We start from the raw sequence: 21,370 nt of genomic DNA, 5'->3' as shown, positions 1-21,370 counted from the left end.
ATGATGACAATACACACAAATTTGAATATCAGTACAAATTGCCATGTTAATACTCCTAATACTATGATAAATTTACCTCTTATTAACATATTTGTCACCTATATCCTAATTCCAACTGTCATTATAATCCATGTGATAGGTATTTTCAATGATTTTTACATTTATAACTTATACTGTATATAACTACCATTATAACCTCTGTATTCTTCCCGCCCCTTCCGTTAATTATACGGCTGAAAAAATTTCTATTCGATACGATACATAAACTTATCACTTGGGTTTTTATAAAATAAAAGCGTGTGAATCATTCTCCAATCGAGATTAACTCTCTTATATGGAATAATAATTCACACGCTTTTCATTTTCTGTTATTTTGACTGATGTATCCATTCCGCTAAAGTGTAACATTCTTACCCGGGACTATTATTTATAGCCGATTACTTGCCTCATGGCAGTAATTCTATCCTCTATACCATCAATCTCAGGTTTTATAAGACTGGAGGTTCCGGCTACGAATATATCCGCACCTGCCTCATAGAATAATTTTGCATTCTCATTGGACATATTACCATCTGTCTCTATGATAATATTGTCATAGCCTGCCTGTACCAAATACTCTTTTAATCTTTTTACCTTGCCTACGGTATTAGGCACCAACTTTTGTCCTGCAAATCCTGGATTTACACTCATGATGAGAATTCCATTCAGATAAGATAGGCATTCTTCAATCACATTAATTGGGGTACCGGGATTAATTGCAAGGATTGGTTTTGCACCAAGATCAATAATGTATTGCAAACACTTAATAATATGTTTTGTACTTTCATAATGCACTGCTACATAGTCGCCCTGTTTAATCTCAAACCATTTCATTTTAACTTCCGGTTCCTCAACCATAAAATGAAAATCAAATGGAGTAGTGGTCAGTCTTCTCAGTTGTTTCACGTAATCGGTGCCCAGTGTGATATTAGGTACAAAGGTTCCATCCATAACATCGATATGGAAGTACTCTATGTTATTTTTTTCAAATACTTCGACATATTCCTTTGTATTTGCGATATCTACACACATCATGGATACCGAAATCTGTCCTTTATCCTTTTGCATATGACTATTCCTTTCCACGGGCGGTGAACAGATCATCACCCATCAGCAATTAACTTCAAGTTATTTTTTCCCTATAATTAATCGATCTATTACACGATCTGTTGCTTTACCATCCGTATAAGTGAAATTCTTCTTTACAAATTGATCTAACTTTTCATAATCAAATTCTTCATTCCTGATTGCATTCATCAAATCATCAAATGTCTTCACAATCTTACCAGGTACGATATCTTCATAAGGTTCATAAAAATCTCTGGTCGCCTCATACATTCTCTGATCGAACGCAAAGAACAGCATTGGTCTTCTAAGCAAAGAAAACTCATAGATAATAGATGAATAATCTGTGATAAGAAAATCTACGATAAACAATATATCATTCACTTCACGATAGGATGTAGCATCAATAATATACTCTTTATATTCCTCCGGTATTACCATTCCGCTTGCAACAAACGGATGCATCTTTAAGATGAATACTGAGTTGGTCTCCTTACAGAAGTCACCCAACCTATATAAATCAAGTTTATCATACGGAAAATAAGCATTAACAGCATTATCCCCTCGGAAGGTTGGTGCGTAAAGATAAACCTTATTCGCCTTTTTTGCCTGCGGAAATTCCTGATACATTCTTTTTACAACATCCGTCTTGTATTCTTCTTCAAAGAAAATATCCGTTCTCGGAATACCTACCGGGTAGAACTTCTTCTCATCAATACCAAATGCCTCCGCATGATGCATTGCCGAATGATGGGAACTCACCGGCACATGGGTGTAGCACTTATGAACGCGCGTATTCAAAGCCGGAGCACCCGGTTTTCCCATACGCTCTAATCCTAAGGATTTAAACGCACCACATGCATGCCAAACTTGAATCACCTTTACAGATTCCGGATAATCCACTCGGTAAATCTCTGGATAATAGTCATCAATGATTATTATATCTGATGTAGCAAGAAAGTATGTGAATTTTATCTTTTTAAACAGATTCCTGCTCTTATTGATACTCGGTTTAAAATCAAAGCGGAATTTATAATCCTTATCAAGTCCGCGTTCGACCATTCTATTATAGATACATTCTTCATTACCACCAATTTCTGCTCTGGAGGCCGAAGTGAAGAATATAACATTCCCTTTGCGTTTCGCATGCTTACTCCAAAAATAATACATTTTGTAGAATATATACTGCTTCAAAGCAAATAAAGCCCGCATGCCTTCTTTAATTTGTTTTTTACCTTTACTTACCATCTTTGCTAAAAACATCTTCGATGGTTTTGGATACTTATATGTCACATCGATGTAATATTCATCCGTATCTAAGTCGATTTTTGAAAAGCAATAAAACAAGTGACCTGCACTCTTATATATCTGAAGATTGATTGAATTGTCTTTCTCATCACTAATTTCATGAGGAAATCCTTCTGATAAGTAAGCGTGATATATCTCTTGCTGCTTTTGTTTCGATTTATTTGACTTATCGAATAGAGTAAGGGTGTAGCTACCGGTATCAATCGGCATTTGCTGATTCGCACTTAACACATTCATGGTTATCTTAAATTTATTCCCTTGAATATCAAAATGCTGAGGTTTTATTGTAATACGCTTATCCATAGTGACAAACTTTGCTCCGATTTTTTGTGACGGATCAAAGTTTATTAACTCACCTTCAATATGCAATATAATTCTCTTAAAATATATATTCGTGATGATGGCACATTTCTTACCCATTTGTTCTGCTTCTAAAGCTAACATTATTATTACTCCTTTAACCCACTAATTTAACGTGAAAATCACCTTTAATGTAAATTCTTCGTTATTTTTAATAAGGTCAAAAGCTGCTTCGTATTCTTCAAGCTTATATTTGTGGGTAATGAGTTTTTCAAGTCCCAGGTTACCGCTCTTAAAGACTTCCATTGCTTTAGCCCAATCATTAATTTTGCTATTGTAATTTGAATTCCAAGATCCAAGTAATGTGAGTTGCTTTCTAAGCACAGACCAATATACATTCTTCGGTAAAGTCAAATCAGCATGTGGATTACCTACTAATATAACTCTTCCAAGTGCTCCTGTCACTGAGATTGCAGATTCAATCGCATCATTTGCTCCAACCGCTTCAAAGCTCACATCAACACCATCAGATCCCGTAAGTTCCTTGATACGATCCAAATAATTAGATTCCTTAAGATTTACTGCTTCTAGTCCTAAGGAGTGTGCAAGCTGTAATTTATCTTCGGAACGACCGCACATAATAACCTTGGATGCTTTCTGTTTTGCAAATAAAGCAATTAAAAATCCGATTGTTCCGGTGCCAACTACTGCTACTGTTTGTCCTTCCTTGATTTTTCCTATATTGATTGCATGTAAGCTTACTGCAGATGGCTCACAAAGTGCTGCTGTATCATAAGGAATGGAATCATCAAAAGGTACCAGATTCCAAACAGGAACGACAAGATACTCAGCAAAACCGCCATCGCATCTGGAACCAAAATAACTATAGCTAGAACACTGTGCATATTCTTCTATCTCACATGCTTTACATTTTCTGCATGGTAATAGTGGAAATACACAGGTCTTTCTTCCCAAAAGTGCTTCATCAACGCCATCACCAACCGCAACGATCTGGCCGGAAAACTCATGTCCAGGAATAGTAGGGAAATGGTAAGTTCCATTTAAAAACACTCGATCTATATCACTAGAGCATATACCGCTTGCCATAATCTTTACGAGAACCGTACCTTCTTCCAGCTTAGGTACGTCAACTTCATCTAAAGTGAGGTTTCCAACGCCATGTAAAACGAGTGCTTTCATTTTATTAGGTATCTCAATCATAGTCTTCATCATTTATTCCTCGATTTCTTTATTAATTATGTTCCTAACAATGACCAAATCACTGTCAGTTGTTATCTTAAAGTTAATCGCATCTCCTTCAATTAAATACAAAGTTTTATTATTAAAGGTGCAAATTTGAGAGGTTCCTGTAATTATTTTTCTTTGTTCCTCCGTAAGGTTATTCTCCATATCGATTAATAATTTCAAATTGAAGCTATCCGGTGCTTGTCCTTGGAATACGATGGACCTGTTTGGTATCTCACTAACAGTAACCTTATCAACAGAGTGTATAATTGTATCACTGGCTGGTAACGCCGTTACAACAGCACCATGCTTCCCTGCACAATCAATACTATCATTTAATATCTTCGTCGTAACAAAAGGTCTTACGGCGTCATGTATTACAATAATATCATCCTCGTTCAAGCCGTTATCTTCTACAATGGCTACTGTAACATTGTTGATTGTATCGATACGCTCTTTTCCACCTAGGATGATTTTAATTTTTTCTTTCTCTTTGATAAATTTATTAACCATATCCTGCATGTACTGCTGATAATCCTTGTGAACTGCTATATAAATATAATCAAATCGATCAACTAAAAGCATATTTTTCAATGTATATAAAATAATTGGACATCCATTAATTTCAATAAACTGCTTTGGTATTGTTGAAGACTTTATTCTTGTTCCACTACCGCCTGCCAGCATTGCACCGTAAATCATTATACTCTCTCCTTCACATTAAAACGTTATCTTATGCATACAAAAAATATTATTAATTCTTCCCTATCTATAACCGTTTCATTCATGTTATCAAAAGCGAAAAACCCCAAAAAAAGAACAAGGTGCCAGCAAGCTGACACTTGAGCTCTCGTGCGGTTGCGAAAAATACACTAAGTGGCACAAAAACCCACCTTATAACATCGCTATTATATCACACGCACCTTTTTTGTCAATAGTGAATGTCCGACCTTGGAATGTAGTAATATCCTGTCCAAATTAGCGATTTATTTATAGACACATAGTTGTAAATTTGATAACATTATTATAAGGATATTTCTCAAACAATGATTTACGTAGTGCCGTAGCCAATGTGATAGTCATATGGCAAATTGAAAGGAGATCAGACATGCAAACGAACGCAAAATATACCAACTCAGCACGCTATAAATGTCTGGAATTATTTAAAAAGGATTCACTGGATTTATATTTATGCTACTGCGGTTCACATATTTGTAGCTCAGGACATGCTTATGGTCCCGAAATCAGAACAGAGTACCTGGTACATATCGTATTAAGCGGCAAAGGCTTTTATACGGTTGACAGCAAAACATATGATATCGGCCCTAATTCTGCATTCCTTATCTACCCCGGTGTTTCTACCTACTATCATGCCAGCGAGGATGATCCATGGACATATATCTGGGTAGGTTTTAACGGCATTAAGGCTGAAACATCCTTAAAGCACGCTCATTTTTCAAGAGAAAACCCTGTTGTACAGATTCAAAATGTGGAACCATTTATCAATCATATCAACGGAATGCTTGCATCCAGCCAACTGACTTATGCAAATGATTTAGCAAGAGAGGGTTACTTATATCAATTTGTCTCTTCTCTTATTCAAGATAGACAGTTGTCAAATAATATAGAAGAAGTTCATGATTACTCCTTTCAGGTTTATGTAGACCATACCTTGGAGTATATCGAACACAACTATTATAAAAATATTAAGGTGCAGGGTATTGCTGACTACATCGGAATAAATCGTTCTTACTTAACGAATTGCTTTAAAAGTGTTCTGAACATGTCTCCTCAGGAATACATTTTTAACTACCGAATGAACCAAGCAAGTTTATTATTAAAGAATACCAATCTTCCTGTCAGCGAAATTGCGAATAAAGTGGGTTATACTGATGCATTGAACTTTTCAAAGGCCTTCAAGAAAGCCTATGGGATTAACCCGACAAATTATCGAAATCTTGTAGAGAATTTAGAAACTTCTGATAAAGACATTCATATAAAAACCCAAGAATAAGGAATGTGCCTTGGCACATTCTCGCGCCGAGCGCGTTCTGCCTAGGGTAAATAAATACAATACTCGTATATACAAAACATGGGCTCGTGCATAATCAAGATTGAATTTTGCACTTTGCCCATGTTTTTATTCTATAACCCCTGTTGATACAAATAATATTACATTAATCCATTAATCCATTAGTTTAAATACATTGACAGAATTTTGAAGATACTCTGCATTCTCTTCTAGTCCCTTCGTAGCCGAACCTAGGACTTCCACTGCCTTCATCTGATCCCTTGCTGTATTCCCAAACTCTCCTGCCACAGCAGTTGTTTCTTCCAGTGTGGATGAGATACTCTCAACTGACCGCAACGTATTATTCTTATAGTTCTCCATATTATTGATTAATAATGTGATTTGTTTGATATTACCAGTCAGTTTATCTACCCGTGTTTTAATCTGATTAAAGGTATCCACGGATTCAGAGAGTGCATTCTCCTGACTTGTCACAATATTCTCTGCCTGCTTGGCTGATTTTACCGTTATTTTTGTCTGTTTTTGAATCAATCCTGTAATCTGGTCTATCTTCATAACTGCTTCATTTGATTGATTCGCAAGCTTACGAATCTCCTCCGCTACAACTGCAAATCCTTTTCCGGCTTCCCCTGCTCTAGCAGCTTCAATAGAAGCATTCAAGCTTAGTAGCTTTGTTTGGTCTGCTATATTATTAATGGTACTAATAATGCTGTTAATGGATTTGGATTGTACCTCCAAGTTTTCTATATCTTGAATTACAACCTTCGTAATCTCGGAGGTATCATTCATTTTACTGCTCAATTGATTCATAATCCGAATGCCCTGCGATATTATCTCATTCGTATTCCCGGATATCTCCTCAACTTCGACAGCTTTTGTATATGCTTGGTTTATATCATCCGCTAATACAAACATTTCCTCCAAACATTGTTGCGCATCCTCCGCCTGATGTATGATGCCATTCTCCATCTCCTCAATTCCGGTAAGGATGGTCTGTGTACCATTTAACATCTTCTCTGAATTACTGCCGATATTCTGGGTCGATGCGGACACCGCACCACTCACATCCTTCATCTTATAGAGCAGCGACATCATACTGTCAATCATATGATTCACATTTCCTGCAAGCGTGTTAAATTCATCTTTTCTTGTTACCTTGACTTTGTTTGTAAGATCCCCCTTCGAGGCTGAGTACATTACTACATTTATCTTAGAAATCACTCCACTGATATCCATTGCAACTAGTGTGCCAGTCAGTATTGCTATAACACTTGCAATGATTACGATAATTACCGTAGTTTTTCCAATATTACTCGCTTGCGCAAAAATTTGATCTTTCGGAATCATAACACATAGGGTGCTGTTACCGGTATCTAATTTATGATAAATAAATAGATACTCCTTACCATCATAATTTACGTATTTTTTACCGGTCTTGCTTTTGGCTGTCTGGGTAGCTTTATAAAAGGACTGCTTGGTAAATTCAAATTTCCCTTTTTCAGCGCCTCTAATTATTTCTTTTTCATTATTTACGATATACCCAGCGAAACTGCCCTTCGCCAAATCCATCTTCTTTAGCGCATTAGTTACAAAATCACCCGGAATATCAATAACCACATATCCAATTTTCTCTTTGTTCAAATTATAGCTAAAGCTACTGATATAACTGGTGCAATAGTTGTCTTGACTCTTGCCTAGTTGCTGATCAAGTTCCGGATGAGAACCAATCCATATGCCCTTATCTTTAGTACCCTCCAATTTCTTAGCTAAATCCGATTTTATGAACTCCTCATACTTTATTTTACGAATTGTGCCCTCAGTAGCAATTCCGTCACCGGATTTACCAAACATATATATGTTTTTGATATACCATTCTGAGATTACGTTCGAGAATATATATGCTTGGATATCCTTATAGGTGGATAATTTGTCTACTGTTTCATTGTCGTAATACCCGGAATAATACCGTTTTATATCGTTATCGGAAACAAGAACATTTGCCTTTGATTCTACTGTCTGAAACCCTAAAGTCAGATAACTTCCCAGCATATCTACATCCGTTACTGCTGAACTCTCATATTTTTTATACAAACCATTCGCTGATTGTTGATAAGATATCCATCCCAACAGCATTATCAATACAACGGGTATAAGAAATATTAAGATTAATTTACTCCGGATCTTCATCATTCGTAACCTCCTGGGTTTTTGAGTTTCGAGCGTTTCGAACAGGTAATCATTCGTTATTCTCCGCACATCTTTATCTCAAACTGATATGACTCATAATCTCCCCAAGGATTCGGAAGAACAAGCCCTGCATACATCAGAGCTGCTCCAGTGTATTTCGTTTCTCCTCCATTTACCTGATAATATGCATTTTCATCAAGTCCTCTTAAACAAACGCTATAAAAATCAGAATTTCCATGCGCATGATGAAAAACCACACTAACCAGACTATGAACCTTATCCTGCGAGACCATTTGCCATGATGTATGGTTATCATTGTCATACGGACTGCTTAAGCGATAATATTCACCGGTATTAATCAAGTTATAATTTCGCTTATATATTTCAACCTGTTCCTTAATTTGCTCCTTGTCCTCATGTGTAAGTGCATTAATATCCAGCTCATAACCAAAGGTTCCGGCCATCGCTACCACACCTCTTGTATGGAATGGGGTTATTCTGCCACTCTGATGATTCGGTACAGCGGATACATGACTTCCAACCGAACTGATTGGATATCCGAACGAAGTACCATATTGAATCTTGAGACGATCAAAGGCATCTGTGTTATCTGAACACCAAATCTGAGGTACATAATACAACATACCTGTATCAAATCGTCCTCCGCCGCTAGAGCAGCCTTCAAACAATATATCCGGATAATCCGTGGTTAGTCGCTCCAGAATCTCATATAACCCAAGTATATAATCATGGAATACCTGACCCTGGTGGTTTTCATCCTTCATGGAAGACCAAGCCTCCGCTATACTTCGGTTAAAATCCCACTTTATGTACTCAATATTTGCACTATTCAGAATAGATGATATTGAAGCATAGATATATTCCCTTACATCTACTCTTGTGAGATCAAGAACCAATTGATATCTACCTCTCGTCTTTGGTCTGTTGGGTATATGTAAACACCAATCTGGATGATTACGGTATAAATTACTATCTTCATTCACCATCTCAGGCTCAAACCAAATACCAAACTTGCAGCCAACCTCATTCACGCGATCCGTCAGCTCCTTCAGTGTTGTACCTAGTTTTTCCGTATTAACTACCCAGTCCCCAAGACCCGAGAAGTCATCATTACGATTACCAAACCAGCCATCATCCATTACCAACATTTCAATTCCTAACTCTGCAGATTCCTTAGCGATTTGCACTAATTTCTCCGTGTTAAAATCAAAATAGGTTGCTTCCCAGTTATTAATCAGAATCGGTCTTCTTACATGCTGATATTTTCCTCTGCATATATTATTGCGAACTAATTTATGATAATTATGTGATAAGTTTTGCAATCCCACGCAAGAGTAGCTCATCGCAACCTCCGGTGTTACAAACTCATCACCAGATGCCAATTCATAACAAAAGGATGAAGGATGTATTCCCATTGCGAATCGTGTCTGGCCAATCTGATCCACCTCTACCTGCGCCTGAAAGTTACCGCTGTACAAAAACGAAAATCCATAGCATTCTCCAGTTGTTTCTGTCGTAAATTTATCTGCTAAAATTACAAATGGGTTATGCTGTAGACTGCTTAACCCACGCATGCTTTCCACTGAAAGCTTCGCATGACTAACCGGTGTACGATCAAACTCTCGTTCCATAGAATGCTTTCCATAAAAGTTAATTAAGTCAAAATGATTGGTAGGAAAATCGATACACGTCGAGAAAGCTTTTGTCAACTTTATCTTGTTCGTACCCTTGTTTTTGATTTTCGCAGCACGGGTTATTACATCATACTCCTCAATCACACCATAATACAGATCTACCTCCAGGTTGGTAACTTGATCCACACAGGTAATAATTAAAGTCTGAGTGGTGATATCCTCTGTTTCATACACAGAAGGTAATTTCTCCAAACTGTACTTTCCCTGCTCTATCTTATGAGATTTATACCTGAGATCTGCTGCACAACTTCCATCCTTGTTAATTACATCCAAACAGGATATACGATAATCGCCCATACCAAATGTAGAATATTCCTGTAATTGGGTGTCCATAGAAAAGGATCTGTCTTTACCAGCTTCATTCGGATTAGAACAATGACTTCTGTCTATCATTCTAATTAAATAGTCAAGATTGCTTTCGATTTTCTTCCCATAATGCAGATGTAATAATGTGTTATAAGGACCAATCTTTATCTGATAAGATGTATTGTCCGTTGTTATAATAAATATTTTATCTTTTTCGTTATACTTGATAGCCAAATTATCTTCCTCCAGTTTTGATTATGTTCTTTTGCGCCACTTTACAATTTACTTCCACTTGTTGCAATACCTTCAATAAATTGCTTTTGGAAAATAACATAGATTAACATCATTGGCCAGATTGCCAACACGGATGCTGCCATTAACTCCGGGTATTTTACGGAATACGCACTCTGAATCTTTGACAATGCTGAGGATAAGGTCGCTGCGTCTGCCTTATTATTTACAATCAATGGCCACATTAAATCTTTGAATGCAAACAATGCTGTGAATATTGCAAGTGCAACCAATCCCGACTTTGTAAGCGGAAGCATGATCTTCCAAAAAGTTTTCCAAATATTACAGCCATCAAGTCTTGCTGATTCCTCTAATTCTCTCGGTAGGCCCATAAAGAATTGGCGAAGCAGAAAGGTTCCGAATGCGCTAACCAAACCCGGGAAAACTAATGCAAAGATCGTATTTCTCATATTAAGAGCATCCACCATAAGATATTGCGGAACAATAAATATCTGTACCGGAATCATCATCTGAAACAATACCAGTCCGAAGAGGATGTTCTTGCCAGGAAAATTAAGTCTTGCAAATGCATAGGCTGCAGTCGCAGAAAAGAATACTGCACAAAATACTCGTAAAGCCATCATTGAAAATGTATTAAAATACAAACGTATAAAATCATTGCTTTTCCACACATCAACAAAGTTATGCCATTGCGCAACCTTAGGAAGATAAACATAAGGATTCATCGATGTTGATTCTGTTACCGTCTTTAAAGAGGTCAATACCATCCAAAGAAACGGAAAAACCATGATGACTGCACCCATTAACAGAATGATATGTAGCAATGTATGTGAAAGAATTTTCTTTTTTTTCATATTCAACTCCAATCCGCTATAGAAAGCATTTCTTACATATATTTAACCCATTTTTTCTGCGCTCTCATCTGAAGAATGGTTATTACCATAATGATTGCCAGAAGTAGAACAACTATAGCCGAACCATAACCTTTATTACTATATTTGAACGAATTATTATAGAATAGATACACTAGCGACACGGTGTTGTTATAAGCCGGGTTAGCGACATCTATCATCATATAAATCACATCGAATACCTGCATTGCAGTGATCACACTAGTTACTGCAACGAAGAATAAAGTCGGGGAAACGAGCGGAAGTGTAATATTAAAAAACTGCTTCCACTGTGAAGCGCCGTCAATATCACTCGCTTCATAAAAATCTTTAGGGATTTCTTGCAATCCTGCTAATAAAATTACCATGCAATAACCGATTGTACTCCAGATACCGATTACCGCAACGGAATACATCGCAATATGTGGATCTTCGATCCATTTTACTTTTGATATACCTATATTAGATAAAAGATGGTTTATGAAACCAAAATTATTATTATATAACCATCTCCACACCATCGTTACCGCCGCGGGTGCTGCTACCATTGGTATAAAATATAATGTTCTATATAAGCCTTTACCTCTTATCTTTTTATTCAATACAACAGCGATTACGAGCGCAATAGCTATCGTGATTGGAACCACCAGACAAGTATAAACCAATGTATTTCGAACAGCATACCAGGTTTGAACATCCGCAAACATCTTTTTATAATTTTCTAATCCTATAAATATATTACCCTTACCAAATGCGCCACTTTTGAAGAAACTTAAATAAATGGTTTGAAAGATTGGGATGATATTTAATATCGTTAATCCTATGATTGTGGGTGCAATCATTATGTAGGCCCATTTCCATTCGTTTAATACATTCCTAGGAATCCTTTTTTTTCTGGTGATATATTTACTTTCTATCACTTACATCTACCTCCTTAAATTTCGTCACGTATTTATATCACAATTTTGCCAGAAGCATGATCAACGAATTAAACCTATTTTCTTATTAAAAGTTGCGGCAACCATTAAGGTTGCCGTAACATTAATATTTGCGTTCATGTAAAATGTTCATCACATTAAGCGCGAACCCTTAGAAGCTCAGAGCATCAAGATAGGTTTCTATCGTAATTACTTCTCTTGTGCAATCGCATCATTCATCATTTTTGCAACATTCTTACATGCAGCCGCTACATCTCCGTCCTTAGTATATGCATCGGTTAAAAGCTCGAATGCTTTATCTTCCCATATACTAGTCTGATTGGTGTAAGGTCTAATCTGTGCATAGCTAAGCATATCTAAGTATGATTTTACATTAAACTGAGGGTATGCTTTTGTCCATGCATCTGATGTTCCGTTAAAAGCAGAGATTGCAATACCAAGTTCAGCTTGCTTTTTCTGTCCTGCTTCGTTACTTAAATACTCAATCCATTTCCAGGATTCTTCTGGATGCTTTGTATTTGCTGCGATACAGTTACCAAGGCCGTTAAAGATAGATGCCTGACCACCGTTATTGGACTTAGGAAGTACAGTAACATCACAGTTCTTAGCAATATAATCATTAGCAGCAAAACCGGATAAATTCCAGGAACCGAAGAATGCCATAGCGGTTAATCCGTTTTGGAACGCTTCTTGTCTTTCTGCATCATTTGTAATCTTAGGAGAAAGTCCTTCTTTTGATAAATCAAAGTAATATTTCATTGCTTCGATTGTCTTAGGATCATCATAACCGGATTTCTTATCTGCTGTTACAATGGTTCCGCCATTTTGATATACAAAATTATAATAACCTTCTTGACCATGAAGAGGTGCTAAAACGCCGTATTGCTTATGATCTTTTGTTGTTAACTTCTTAGCTGCTGCTTTTAAATCATCCCAAGTCCAATCTGCAGTTGGGTAAGCGACACCAGCTTTATCAAACATAGTTTTGTTGTACCACAGACCAATCGTATCGTAATCCTTAGGAATAGCATATTGTTTTCCATTCAAATTATAAATCTTATTTAAACCTTCTGGGTAGTTCTTTAAATCAATAGCACCACCACTCTTTTCAATATAGCTTGTAAGATCTAACAATTGATCATTTGATGCATAATAATTAATATTATTAGAATGCATCCAGAATGTATCTGGTAAGGATCCACCTGTAGCTGCTGCTTCTAATGCTGTCCAATAGTCAGTCCATCCGTTAACCTGAATTTCAACATGGATACCTGATTCCTTCTCAAAATCATCTGCGATTTTTTGAATTAATTTTGCTTGATTTGAATCCCAAAGACCGTATGTAATTGTTACTCCCTTACCGGAATTGTCCGGTGCTTTTGTTGCGCCCGGTGCCGATGTTGCCTTTGAATCTGTTTCTTTTGAGCCACCATCTTTACCACATCCCACCATAAGTGTACTAACCATTACTAGACATAATAAAGCGCTTAAGATTTTCTTTTTCATAGATTGCTTCCTCCTCTAGTTTTTGTGTTCAGTTCTGAACTGTCTTCATCTTATCATCATTCCATTTTGTAATGAATGGTTTTTTGTAACATGTATATGTATAAATGTGTTATAACAATTTTGTTTTGTATATATTAACTATAGCAAAACAATTATGCTATAAAAAGTCAAGCTAATTGTGCACAAAAAAGCTGTTTCCCTACATATCCCAGCTAAAATGAACCGTTGTCATTCTCATTCTGAGCTTACGTATTGAAACAGCTTTTATATACTTTATATTTATGACTAACCTTTTAAAATAGAGTTTTTAAATTCTAGCAGATTCTATCATTCCTATTGGTTATTAATTAATTGTAGGATATGATTTCTTTTTTGATGAAAGCCCTCCGTATATCTTATATCATCAGAATTATCCAGCACGAAGGATTTCGTAAAATCCGAAGGAATATCCGCTATAATTTTTCCAGGATGTTTTGACATAACCAATATTCTCGTACCAAGTAGCAACGCCTCATCCACGTCATGAGTGATAAACAGGATCGTCTTACCGGTATTCCACCAGATTTTTCGAATTAAAGCCTGCATCTGTTCTCTGGTTAATGCATCTAGTGCACCAAAGGGTTCATCCATTAATAATATCTCTGGATTATTGATCAGTGCACTGGCGATAGCAGCTCTCTGCTTCATTCCACCGGATAATTCGTACACCTTCTTATCGGCAAATTCCGTCAATCCCACCTTTTCAAGGTATTCCTCGACATCCTTATTCATCGTTTCCTTTGGCTTTTTCTTCATCATTGGTCCAAAAGCAATGTTCTTACGAACGGAAAACCACTCAAATAGTGGAGGTTGTTGAAATACCACACCACGGTCTGAATCGATACCCTTGATTTCCTTCTGCTTCAGCTTAACACTTCCACTGGTTTGGGTAATAAAACCGGCCAGAATATTCAGTATTGTACTTTTTCCGCAACCGCTTGGTCCCATGACACAAATAAACTCTCCCGGATAGATATTTACATTAATTCCTTCAATTGCAGGAACCGACCCCGGTTTCTTGTCATAAACTAGCGATACATTCTCTATGGAAATCAATTCGTTATTCGTTTCAAAAAATTCTTCAACCATCATAGTCAACACATCCTCTTATTCTTAGTGATTTTCCTAATTACATCCGCTTATTTTAAAGCTTCCGTAACAAAGGAAGGATCAATTGCTTCCTGGAATTTTGATAAATCAGGAGCGGACGCAATATTTCCTTGCTCCGCATGGAAATCAGCAATGGTTTTTAATGTATCTGCTAACTTTCCTATACTTCCTATTGTTCCAAGATAATCTGCTGTAAGCTGCTCTTGGCCAGTCACCCAGATATTATCTGTAACTTGCCCTTTCGCATTCTCTTCGCTGATGCCTTCCCAAGCTGCAACATCCTTAGTCGCTTGATCCGGATTTGATTTAACAAGTTCATTTACTTTAATTAAAGCTTTTACGTAAGCTGTTACGATAGAAGGATATTGTTTTGCAAATTCTGTTCTAGCAACCGCTATCTCAGGAATAATAACCCCTTGCTTCGCCAATTCGCCTACATTAGTGAGTATTGTACCATCATTTTTCTTGCACTCATCTAAAGCAGGGCTCCAGATATATGCTGCATCGATATCACCACGAGACCAAGCCGCTGCGATATCCTGACCACCCATATCCAAAATCTTGACATCGGATGAGGACAGACCGCCAAGCTTTAACGTATTTAATAAGGCATAATGTGAAGTCGTTCCAAATGGAGCTGCAATTTTCTTACCCTTTAGATCAGCTACCTTTTTTGCATTCAGACTATTCTTCGCTACAAGTGCTTCAATATTACCACCCTCCAAGTAGCTTACAAATACTGCTTTATAGCCAATGCCATTGGCGATACCAAGCGCGATTGGTGAGGATCCAAAGCATGCTACATCTATATCACCGGATACGATTGCATTATTAATATCAGTTCCTGCGTTATACTGAACAATATTTGCCTTCACTCCCAATTGTTCGAGATATTTCTCTTGAACTAGAATTGCAGATTCAGGACCACCCGCGATTACACCGATATTCACTACCGAAGGCAATGCATCCTTTGTAATATCCTTTGCTCCTGCTGTTATGCCTGTCGGCTTCGTATCTGTATTTGTTGAAGAATTCTTTGATCCACACGCTACCAAAAGTGCTCCCATTGTTAATGTCAATCCGATTACTATAACTTTTTTTAATAACTTCATTATTGATCCTCCCTTTTCTTCGATAACTACTGTCGATATTGCATCATTCTCTTCGTTAATTCTTGCCTCTCCAGAACACAATTTTTCGTTCTAAGAGCAAAAGTATTTTATCTAATATAATTCCGGTAACACCCATGATGATAATTCCAATAAAAATCACGTCACTTCGTAAGTATTTACTCGCATCTAATACCATCCAACCGATACCGGACACCGCAGCAACCATCTCTGCAGCCACTGATGTGGCATAGGCTGCACTCATTGCATTTCTAAGTCCGACGAATATATCCGGCAAGGAAGCAGGAAGGATAACATAGAAAAAAATCTGTATCTTATTCGCACCCAGGGTTCTAGCTCGATTAATATAATCCGCTTTCACTTTTGTAACACCTGCTACACAGGAAAGATAAATTGGTGCAAATGCACCCAGATAAAGGAGTAAAATTTTTGATCCATCCCCAATTCCCATCCACAATATGATAATTGTGTAATAGCCAAGAGGTGGCAACGGTCTGATAAATGCGATAATCGGCTCAAAGATTGCTCTTATTTTATCTGAATATCCACTGAACAAGCCCAACGGAATTGCCGTCACTACTGCTAATAAAAATGCAATAAATAATCTTCTCAAGCTGGCAGTCATGTGTTCCCACAGGGTATATCCCTTATATCCTTTATCCAACAATGTTAGGAAACTCTTCCACACTTGCTCCGGCGAAGGAAATATAATGGATGACACTCTACCCTTCCACGTCAATGCCGTCCATAAGATAAAGATTACCAACCCTGTTATAATACTAATGATAAAGTTTTTATTCTTGATCTTAATGGCTTTACCCCTCCAATTCATAGTTTGTATGTATGTAAAGTATGATATCATTGAACTCACTTTAACTTATTTCCAATTCTTATGGAACCCTCTTTCGATTCATACGGGGTATTAATTTTTTTCATATCCCTGCGCATCTTCTCTACCCCGTTCAAATAAAGCGACTAATATAATCCCGAACATAAGAATAATAATACTGATTGTCTCATTAAACCTAGGATATTGTTTAAATAGTACTGTCCCAAATAAAACGGACCACATAATATAAGTAACATTTAAAGACATAGCCTTAGGAGCACCGATTACACTAAATGCTTTATAATATAGTAGGTATGAGATAGTTTCTAACAGAGCCGTCAGCAGTAAAAAGGCAATAATTCGATGATCCCTCAATATATCCAGAGTAAATCCCCAACCTTTTAGTATAGGAAGAAACAGCACAGAATAGCTGATTACAGATGTCATATGTCTAATCTGTAATGCAATCTCATAGGATATCTCCCCATCTTTCATCGCATAGGAAGATATTACGCCCTCCAATCCCCAGAACAATGCACATGCGAAAGCAAAGAAAAGATATATTGCATTCTCTACTGATCCGTTCGATAAGCCAGCCATGCAAAGCACTCCTACAGTACAAAGAATGATCCCACCCAATTGCAATTTTGATAATCTTTCCTTAAAAAAGACCCATGCAATGATTGAGCCCATTACCGGAAACAATGCGGAGAGTGCTGCTGCATAAGAGGCCCCTACATACTTAATCGCTAAAAGATATGCACTCATGCCCAATGGACCACCAAACAACCCGCTGAGTATAAGTAATCTGCCATTCTTCTTTTTTAATGCATCCCACACCTTCCCCTTTCGATAATGCTTATTTGATTGGCGAAAGGCCAAAAGCCACAGATTAGAAAATGCATCATTCAAAAAAGCGGCGACAAAAGGTGCCAGAAATATTGCCTGCGCTGACTCCGTAAATGCTCCACTTGAAAGAACCAGAGCAAACACAACAGTCTCTAACGCCCAAAAAACACCTGTTCCGATTCCGTATACCATAATCAATAACCGCGCCCTTCCTCATATGCTTCAAACTTTATGCCACATAGATCTACCTCTTAAAGCATAAGAATTTCCTTTGCGGTTTCTTTAATTACCGCTAATACAATTTTATCAATCTTCTTAATTCTGTATTTCAAACTTTCCACATATCCCACTTCAAATACTAATTTTCTGTCCGAAACCGGAATTCTTCTTATATTGCCGCTCTTTATATAAATATCGTTTTGAGACATATATTTCGGAAAAAACGCTACATAATTATTTTGTGTAATCATACTTTTAATGGAATCTAGATCGTCGGTACGGAATATGATATTTGGCTGTTGGGAGCTCTCTATGATACTGGAAAGACCTCCGTTGTGTTTTTTGAATTCATCTCGATATGCAATATACGGTTGTTGCAGAAATTCCTGATATGTTAAGCTTTCTTTCTCCCAATAGGGTGAATTTTTTCCGACATATAGCAGATATTCATCCGTGAACAAAGAGGTATATTTTAAATCTGTATTATGTTCTAGTCCCTCATAATTAATCAGTACTCCAAAACCCGATATACCGGAGGATACATTATGGACAATCTGGGCACTCTCTGCTGTTGCTACAGATAGCAAAATATCAGCCGTCTTTTCCTTCAGCTTTTGTAATGTATTCGGTATGATCCAATCACAGATACATGGAATGCAGGTAATACTAACTTCGCCGCTTGTACGCTGTTCCTTTGCGATCTCATTAATTTCATCTACTGATTTAAAGATATCTTCCGATTTTTGCAGAATCAATTCTCCGATTTGAGTAGGTGTCACTCCTGCATTATTTCGTTTCAGCAAATCAACTCCTAGCTCTTTTTCTAATTTTATAATCGAATAACTAACCGAGGATTGGGACATATAATTCTTTTCAGCAGCAACGGATATGGAATTATATTTTACAGCCTCACGGAAATGATACAATTGTTCAAACTTCATGCGCACACCTCACCACTTATTAATTATCCTATATTTCATATATGATTACTATGAATATTACTATAATCAGTCTATACTAGTCAAGTGAATTCTGTAAAAAAAGAGTGATTATCCATCGAAATATTCGATACCCTATATCCTAATTTTCTTCTATCCAATTCGCAAACATAAGTATATTATATAAAACAAGTATGTATTGTATGATATCGCCCAGAAAGGACGATAAGAGTGAAAGATAAATCTTTCACTCTGCGCATAAACGTGCGCAAGAACGGAGGTAAACATGAAAAGAACAGCACGAACCAACAAGTTAATAGTTCTCGGAATTGACGGTATGGATCCGGTTATCACCAAAAGGTTGTTGAACGAAGGCAGACTACCTAATATAAAAAAATATCTCGAACGAGGTTCCTCCAGAGAGGATTTGAATATGCTTGGAGCTCATCCGACTATTACCCCTCCCTGCTGGACAACACTCGCAACAGGTGCATATCCCGGTACCCATGGCATCACCTGTTATTGGCGCCAATCTCCAGATAGTCTTGATGCAGTTGTTTATAATATGGATTCAAGAAACTGCAAAGCCGAACAGATATGGAATACCACTACTCAGTCTGGACTTAAAACACTTGTATGGCACTGGCCTGGTTCCGCGTGGCCTCCAACCTCGGGTAGCCCTCTACTGGATGTGGTAGATGGTACTCAACCTGGTTCTGTTAACATGGGTGTTGCACAAATGGACTGGGAAAAGGTAGTCTACGCATCCACATCTCTTCGTAAGGAGAAGTTTATCCCTCATACACAGAAAGCTGCAGGCGTTGGTTGTAATATCACAGATATCCAGGGGATATTGCAAGAAAGCTCAGACGAAGAAGATGAAATGATGGAGCTCTGGTGGGGTGACGAAGCCAGAAAAGGCGGAGAAATCAGAACATATGTGAAAAATCTTGATGATACCGAAATGATGATCGGTGCAAAGGTTGCCTATGACATGATTTACACCCCAATAAAACCAGCGGAGGGTTGGAACAACGCACCCGAGGGAGCATTAGAATTCACGATATTAATTTCAGCGGGCTCGGAACGCCGTTACGGTCTGATTACTAAGAATATCGAAGGAATATATGACAGCGTATCCCTATATCATACAAAAGAGGAAATAGAACCCTTTGGAATTATTCCTAAGGGTACGATGGTATCTGGAATCGTTGATCAAGCAACCAAAAAAGGAGTATCGAAGCCTTGCTGCCGATCCTATAAAATTTTGGAACTGAGCGAGGATGGTACTACACTTCGCTTCTGGATCAGTAACGCACTTGATACGACAAATAATATGCTTTGGCATCCTGTTTCGCTTCATGATAAAGTCATTCAAAATGTTGGTCACATCCCTCCTGTTAGCCTAATCGGCGGTGAAGATTCCGAATTAGTTGATCAGATTTTTGAACCTTCCTGGGAGATCTATTGCAAATGGCAGGCAGACAGTTTGAATTACTTATTTGATCAGGAGGGGTATGATACCATATTCAGTCATCTTCACAACGTAGACTGTGCCGGGCATCAAATCTGGCACCTTGGTAAAACTCTTGAGCCTTGGAGTCATACAGATGAGAAGGTATACCAGGCTCTTATAGAACGATTCTATGAGCAAACAGACCGTTACCTTGGCCGCTTTCTTCACTATCTAGATCAAGGAGTAACCATACTTATCGTATCCGACCATGGCTTATTGGTAGGTGAAAATGTTCCTCCAATCCTCGGTGAATATGCAGGTGTTAACACTGGAGTAATGGAGGAGTTAGGCTATACTGTTCTAAAAAATGATGAGAGTGGTAATAAAATTGATGAAATTGATTGGGAGAAAACAAAAGCCATTCAGATTCGAAGTAATTACATCTACGTTAATCTTAAAGGACGGGACAAAAACGGAATTGTAGAACCCTCAGATAAATATTCTTTGGAAGAGGAGATCATATCCGATCTCTATAATTATAGGGATTCTGCTACAGGTAAGCGTGTTGTAGGAATTGCATTACGTAATAAGGATGCCGTACTTCTAGGTACAAACGGCCCGGAATGCGGCGATATCTTCTTCACGATCGAAGAAGGATTTAACCGCCTTCATGGTGACGGACTTACCACAGCACAGGGGTATTTTGACACCTCCGTATCTCCAATCTTTATTGCTGCAGGTCAGGGTATTAAACAAAATCATACTACCGAGCGAGTAATACGCCAGGTGGATGTAACCCCTACCATATCCGTTCTACTCGGAACCCGTATCCCATCACAATGCGAGGGTGCACCAATCTATCAGATACTATCGGACGAATTATAAATTACTCTGTCCACTATAAAAAATGCGAAACTTATATTCTTAAGCAACTGTATGAAGTCGTTGGTGTTTCGGTTGCGTTGTTTGCAGCCTTATGCACCACTACGTACTTCATACAATCGAGAGCATGTTGCT

16 protein-coding genes are annotated in these 21,370 nt (G+C 37.6%); 2 read left to right on the top strand and 14 right to left on the bottom strand.

Features of this window, described 5'->3' with window-relative positions; translation table 11 throughout:
* Positions 1 to 423 precede the first annotated feature (423 nt).
* Genes AC6IWN_RS01530 through AC6IWN_RS01515 form a run of 4 tightly spaced genes read right to left on the bottom strand, consistent with a single transcriptional unit; the run spans position 424 to position 4,659 of the window.
* Positions 424 to 1,107: a ribulose-phosphate 3-epimerase gene (locus tag AC6IWN_RS01530; protein ID WP_497990383.1), complete on the bottom strand. Its 684-nt coding sequence runs from the start codon at positions 1,105 to 1,107 to the stop codon at positions 424 to 426.
* A 60-nt stretch (positions 1,108 to 1,167) separates the two neighbouring features.
* On the bottom strand, positions 1,168 to 2,856 hold the full coding sequence (locus AC6IWN_RS01525; RefSeq protein WP_497990381.1) for a CDP-glycerol glycerophosphotransferase family protein: 1,689 nt from the start codon (positions 2,854 to 2,856) through the stop codon (positions 1,168 to 1,170).
* Between the two features lie 21 nt (positions 2,857 to 2,877).
* Positions 2,878 to 3,945, bottom strand: coding sequence for a galactitol-1-phosphate 5-dehydrogenase (locus AC6IWN_RS01520; RefSeq protein ID WP_497990379.1), 1,068 nt, complete (start codon positions 3,943 to 3,945; stop codon positions 2,878 to 2,880).
* Positions 3,946 to 4,659 (bottom strand): IspD/TarI family cytidylyltransferase, encoded by a 714-nt coding sequence (locus tag AC6IWN_RS01515; protein ID WP_497990377.1) that lies wholly within the window; start codon positions 4,657 to 4,659, stop codon positions 3,946 to 3,948.
* Positions 4,660 to 5,065: 406 nt separating this feature from the next.
* Between AC6IWN_RS01515 and AC6IWN_RS01510 the strand changes: the two genes are divergently transcribed.
* Complete coding sequence (locus tag AC6IWN_RS01510; RefSeq protein ID WP_497990375.1) at positions 5,066 to 5,971, top strand: AraC family transcriptional regulator; 906 nt, start codon at positions 5,066 to 5,068, stop codon at positions 5,969 to 5,971.
* A 171-nt stretch (positions 5,972 to 6,142) separates the two neighbouring features.
* On the opposite strand, the gene AC6IWN_RS01505 is transcribed toward AC6IWN_RS01510, so the two are convergent.
* The 10 genes from AC6IWN_RS01505 to AC6IWN_RS01460 form a co-directional block, all read right to left on the bottom strand.
* Positions 6,143 to 8,179 (bottom strand): methyl-accepting chemotaxis protein, encoded by a 2,037-nt coding sequence (locus AC6IWN_RS01505; protein WP_497990373.1) that lies wholly within the window; start codon positions 8,177 to 8,179, stop codon positions 6,143 to 6,145.
* 53 nt (positions 8,180 to 8,232) lie between these two features.
* Positions 8,233 to 10,431, bottom strand: coding sequence for an alpha-galactosidase (locus AC6IWN_RS01500; RefSeq protein ID WP_497990371.1), 2,199 nt, complete (start codon positions 10,429 to 10,431; stop codon positions 8,233 to 8,235).
* Positions 10,432 to 10,472: 41 nt separating this feature from the next.
* Positions 10,473 to 11,303 carry a carbohydrate ABC transporter permease gene (locus tag AC6IWN_RS01495; RefSeq protein WP_497990369.1) on the bottom strand — a complete coding sequence of 277 codons (831 nt, stop codon included), beginning with the start codon at positions 11,301 to 11,303 and terminating at the stop codon, positions 10,473 to 10,475.
* A gap of 32 nt (positions 11,304 to 11,335) precedes the next feature.
* Positions 11,336 to 12,259 carry a carbohydrate ABC transporter permease gene (locus AC6IWN_RS01490; RefSeq protein WP_497990367.1) on the bottom strand — a complete coding sequence of 308 codons (924 nt, stop codon included), beginning with the start codon at positions 12,257 to 12,259 and terminating at the stop codon, positions 11,336 to 11,338.
* Between the two features lie 207 nt (positions 12,260 to 12,466).
* A complete protein-coding gene (locus AC6IWN_RS01485) occupies positions 12,467 to 13,783 on the bottom strand; it encodes an ABC transporter substrate-binding protein (RefSeq protein WP_497990365.1) in 1,317 nt (438 codons plus the stop codon).
* Positions 13,784 to 14,116: 333 nt separating this feature from the next.
* Positions 14,117 to 14,914, bottom strand: a complete 798-nt coding sequence (locus tag AC6IWN_RS01480) for an ABC transporter ATP-binding protein (protein ID WP_497990363.1) — start codon at positions 14,912 to 14,914, stop codon at positions 14,117 to 14,119.
* A 47-nt stretch (positions 14,915 to 14,961) separates the two neighbouring features.
* Positions 14,962 to 16,044, bottom strand: coding sequence for a taurine ABC transporter substrate-binding protein (locus AC6IWN_RS01475; RefSeq protein WP_497990362.1), 1,083 nt, complete (start codon positions 16,042 to 16,044; stop codon positions 14,962 to 14,964).
* 55 nt (positions 16,045 to 16,099) lie between these two features.
* On the bottom strand, positions 16,100 to 16,924 hold the full coding sequence (locus tag AC6IWN_RS01470) for an ABC transporter permease (RefSeq protein WP_497990360.1): 825 nt from the start codon (positions 16,922 to 16,924) through the stop codon (positions 16,100 to 16,102).
* Between the two features lie 60 nt (positions 16,925 to 16,984).
* The gene (locus tag AC6IWN_RS01465) at positions 16,985 to 17,932 is read right to left on the bottom strand and encodes a DMT family transporter (RefSeq protein ID WP_497990358.1); all 948 of its coding nucleotides are present in this window, start codon (positions 17,930 to 17,932) and stop codon (positions 16,985 to 16,987) included.
* A 59-nt stretch (positions 17,933 to 17,991) separates the two neighbouring features.
* On the bottom strand, positions 17,992 to 18,900 hold the full coding sequence (locus tag AC6IWN_RS01460; RefSeq protein ID WP_497990356.1) for a LysR family transcriptional regulator: 909 nt from the start codon (positions 18,898 to 18,900) through the stop codon (positions 17,992 to 17,994).
* Positions 18,901 to 19,183: 283 nt separating this feature from the next.
* Between AC6IWN_RS01460 and AC6IWN_RS01455 the strand changes: the two genes are divergently transcribed.
* Positions 19,184 to 21,238, top strand: coding sequence for an alkaline phosphatase family protein (locus AC6IWN_RS01455; protein ID WP_497990354.1), 2,055 nt, complete (start codon positions 19,184 to 19,186; stop codon positions 21,236 to 21,238).
* The last annotated feature ends 132 nt before the right edge of the window (positions 21,239 to 21,370 follow it).

The sequence above is a fragment of the Variimorphobacter sp. HTMS_6 genome (assembly GCF_059717775.1).
The sequence above is the reverse complement of the archived record's forward strand: the minus strand, read 5'-3'. Positions and strand labels throughout refer to the sequence as shown.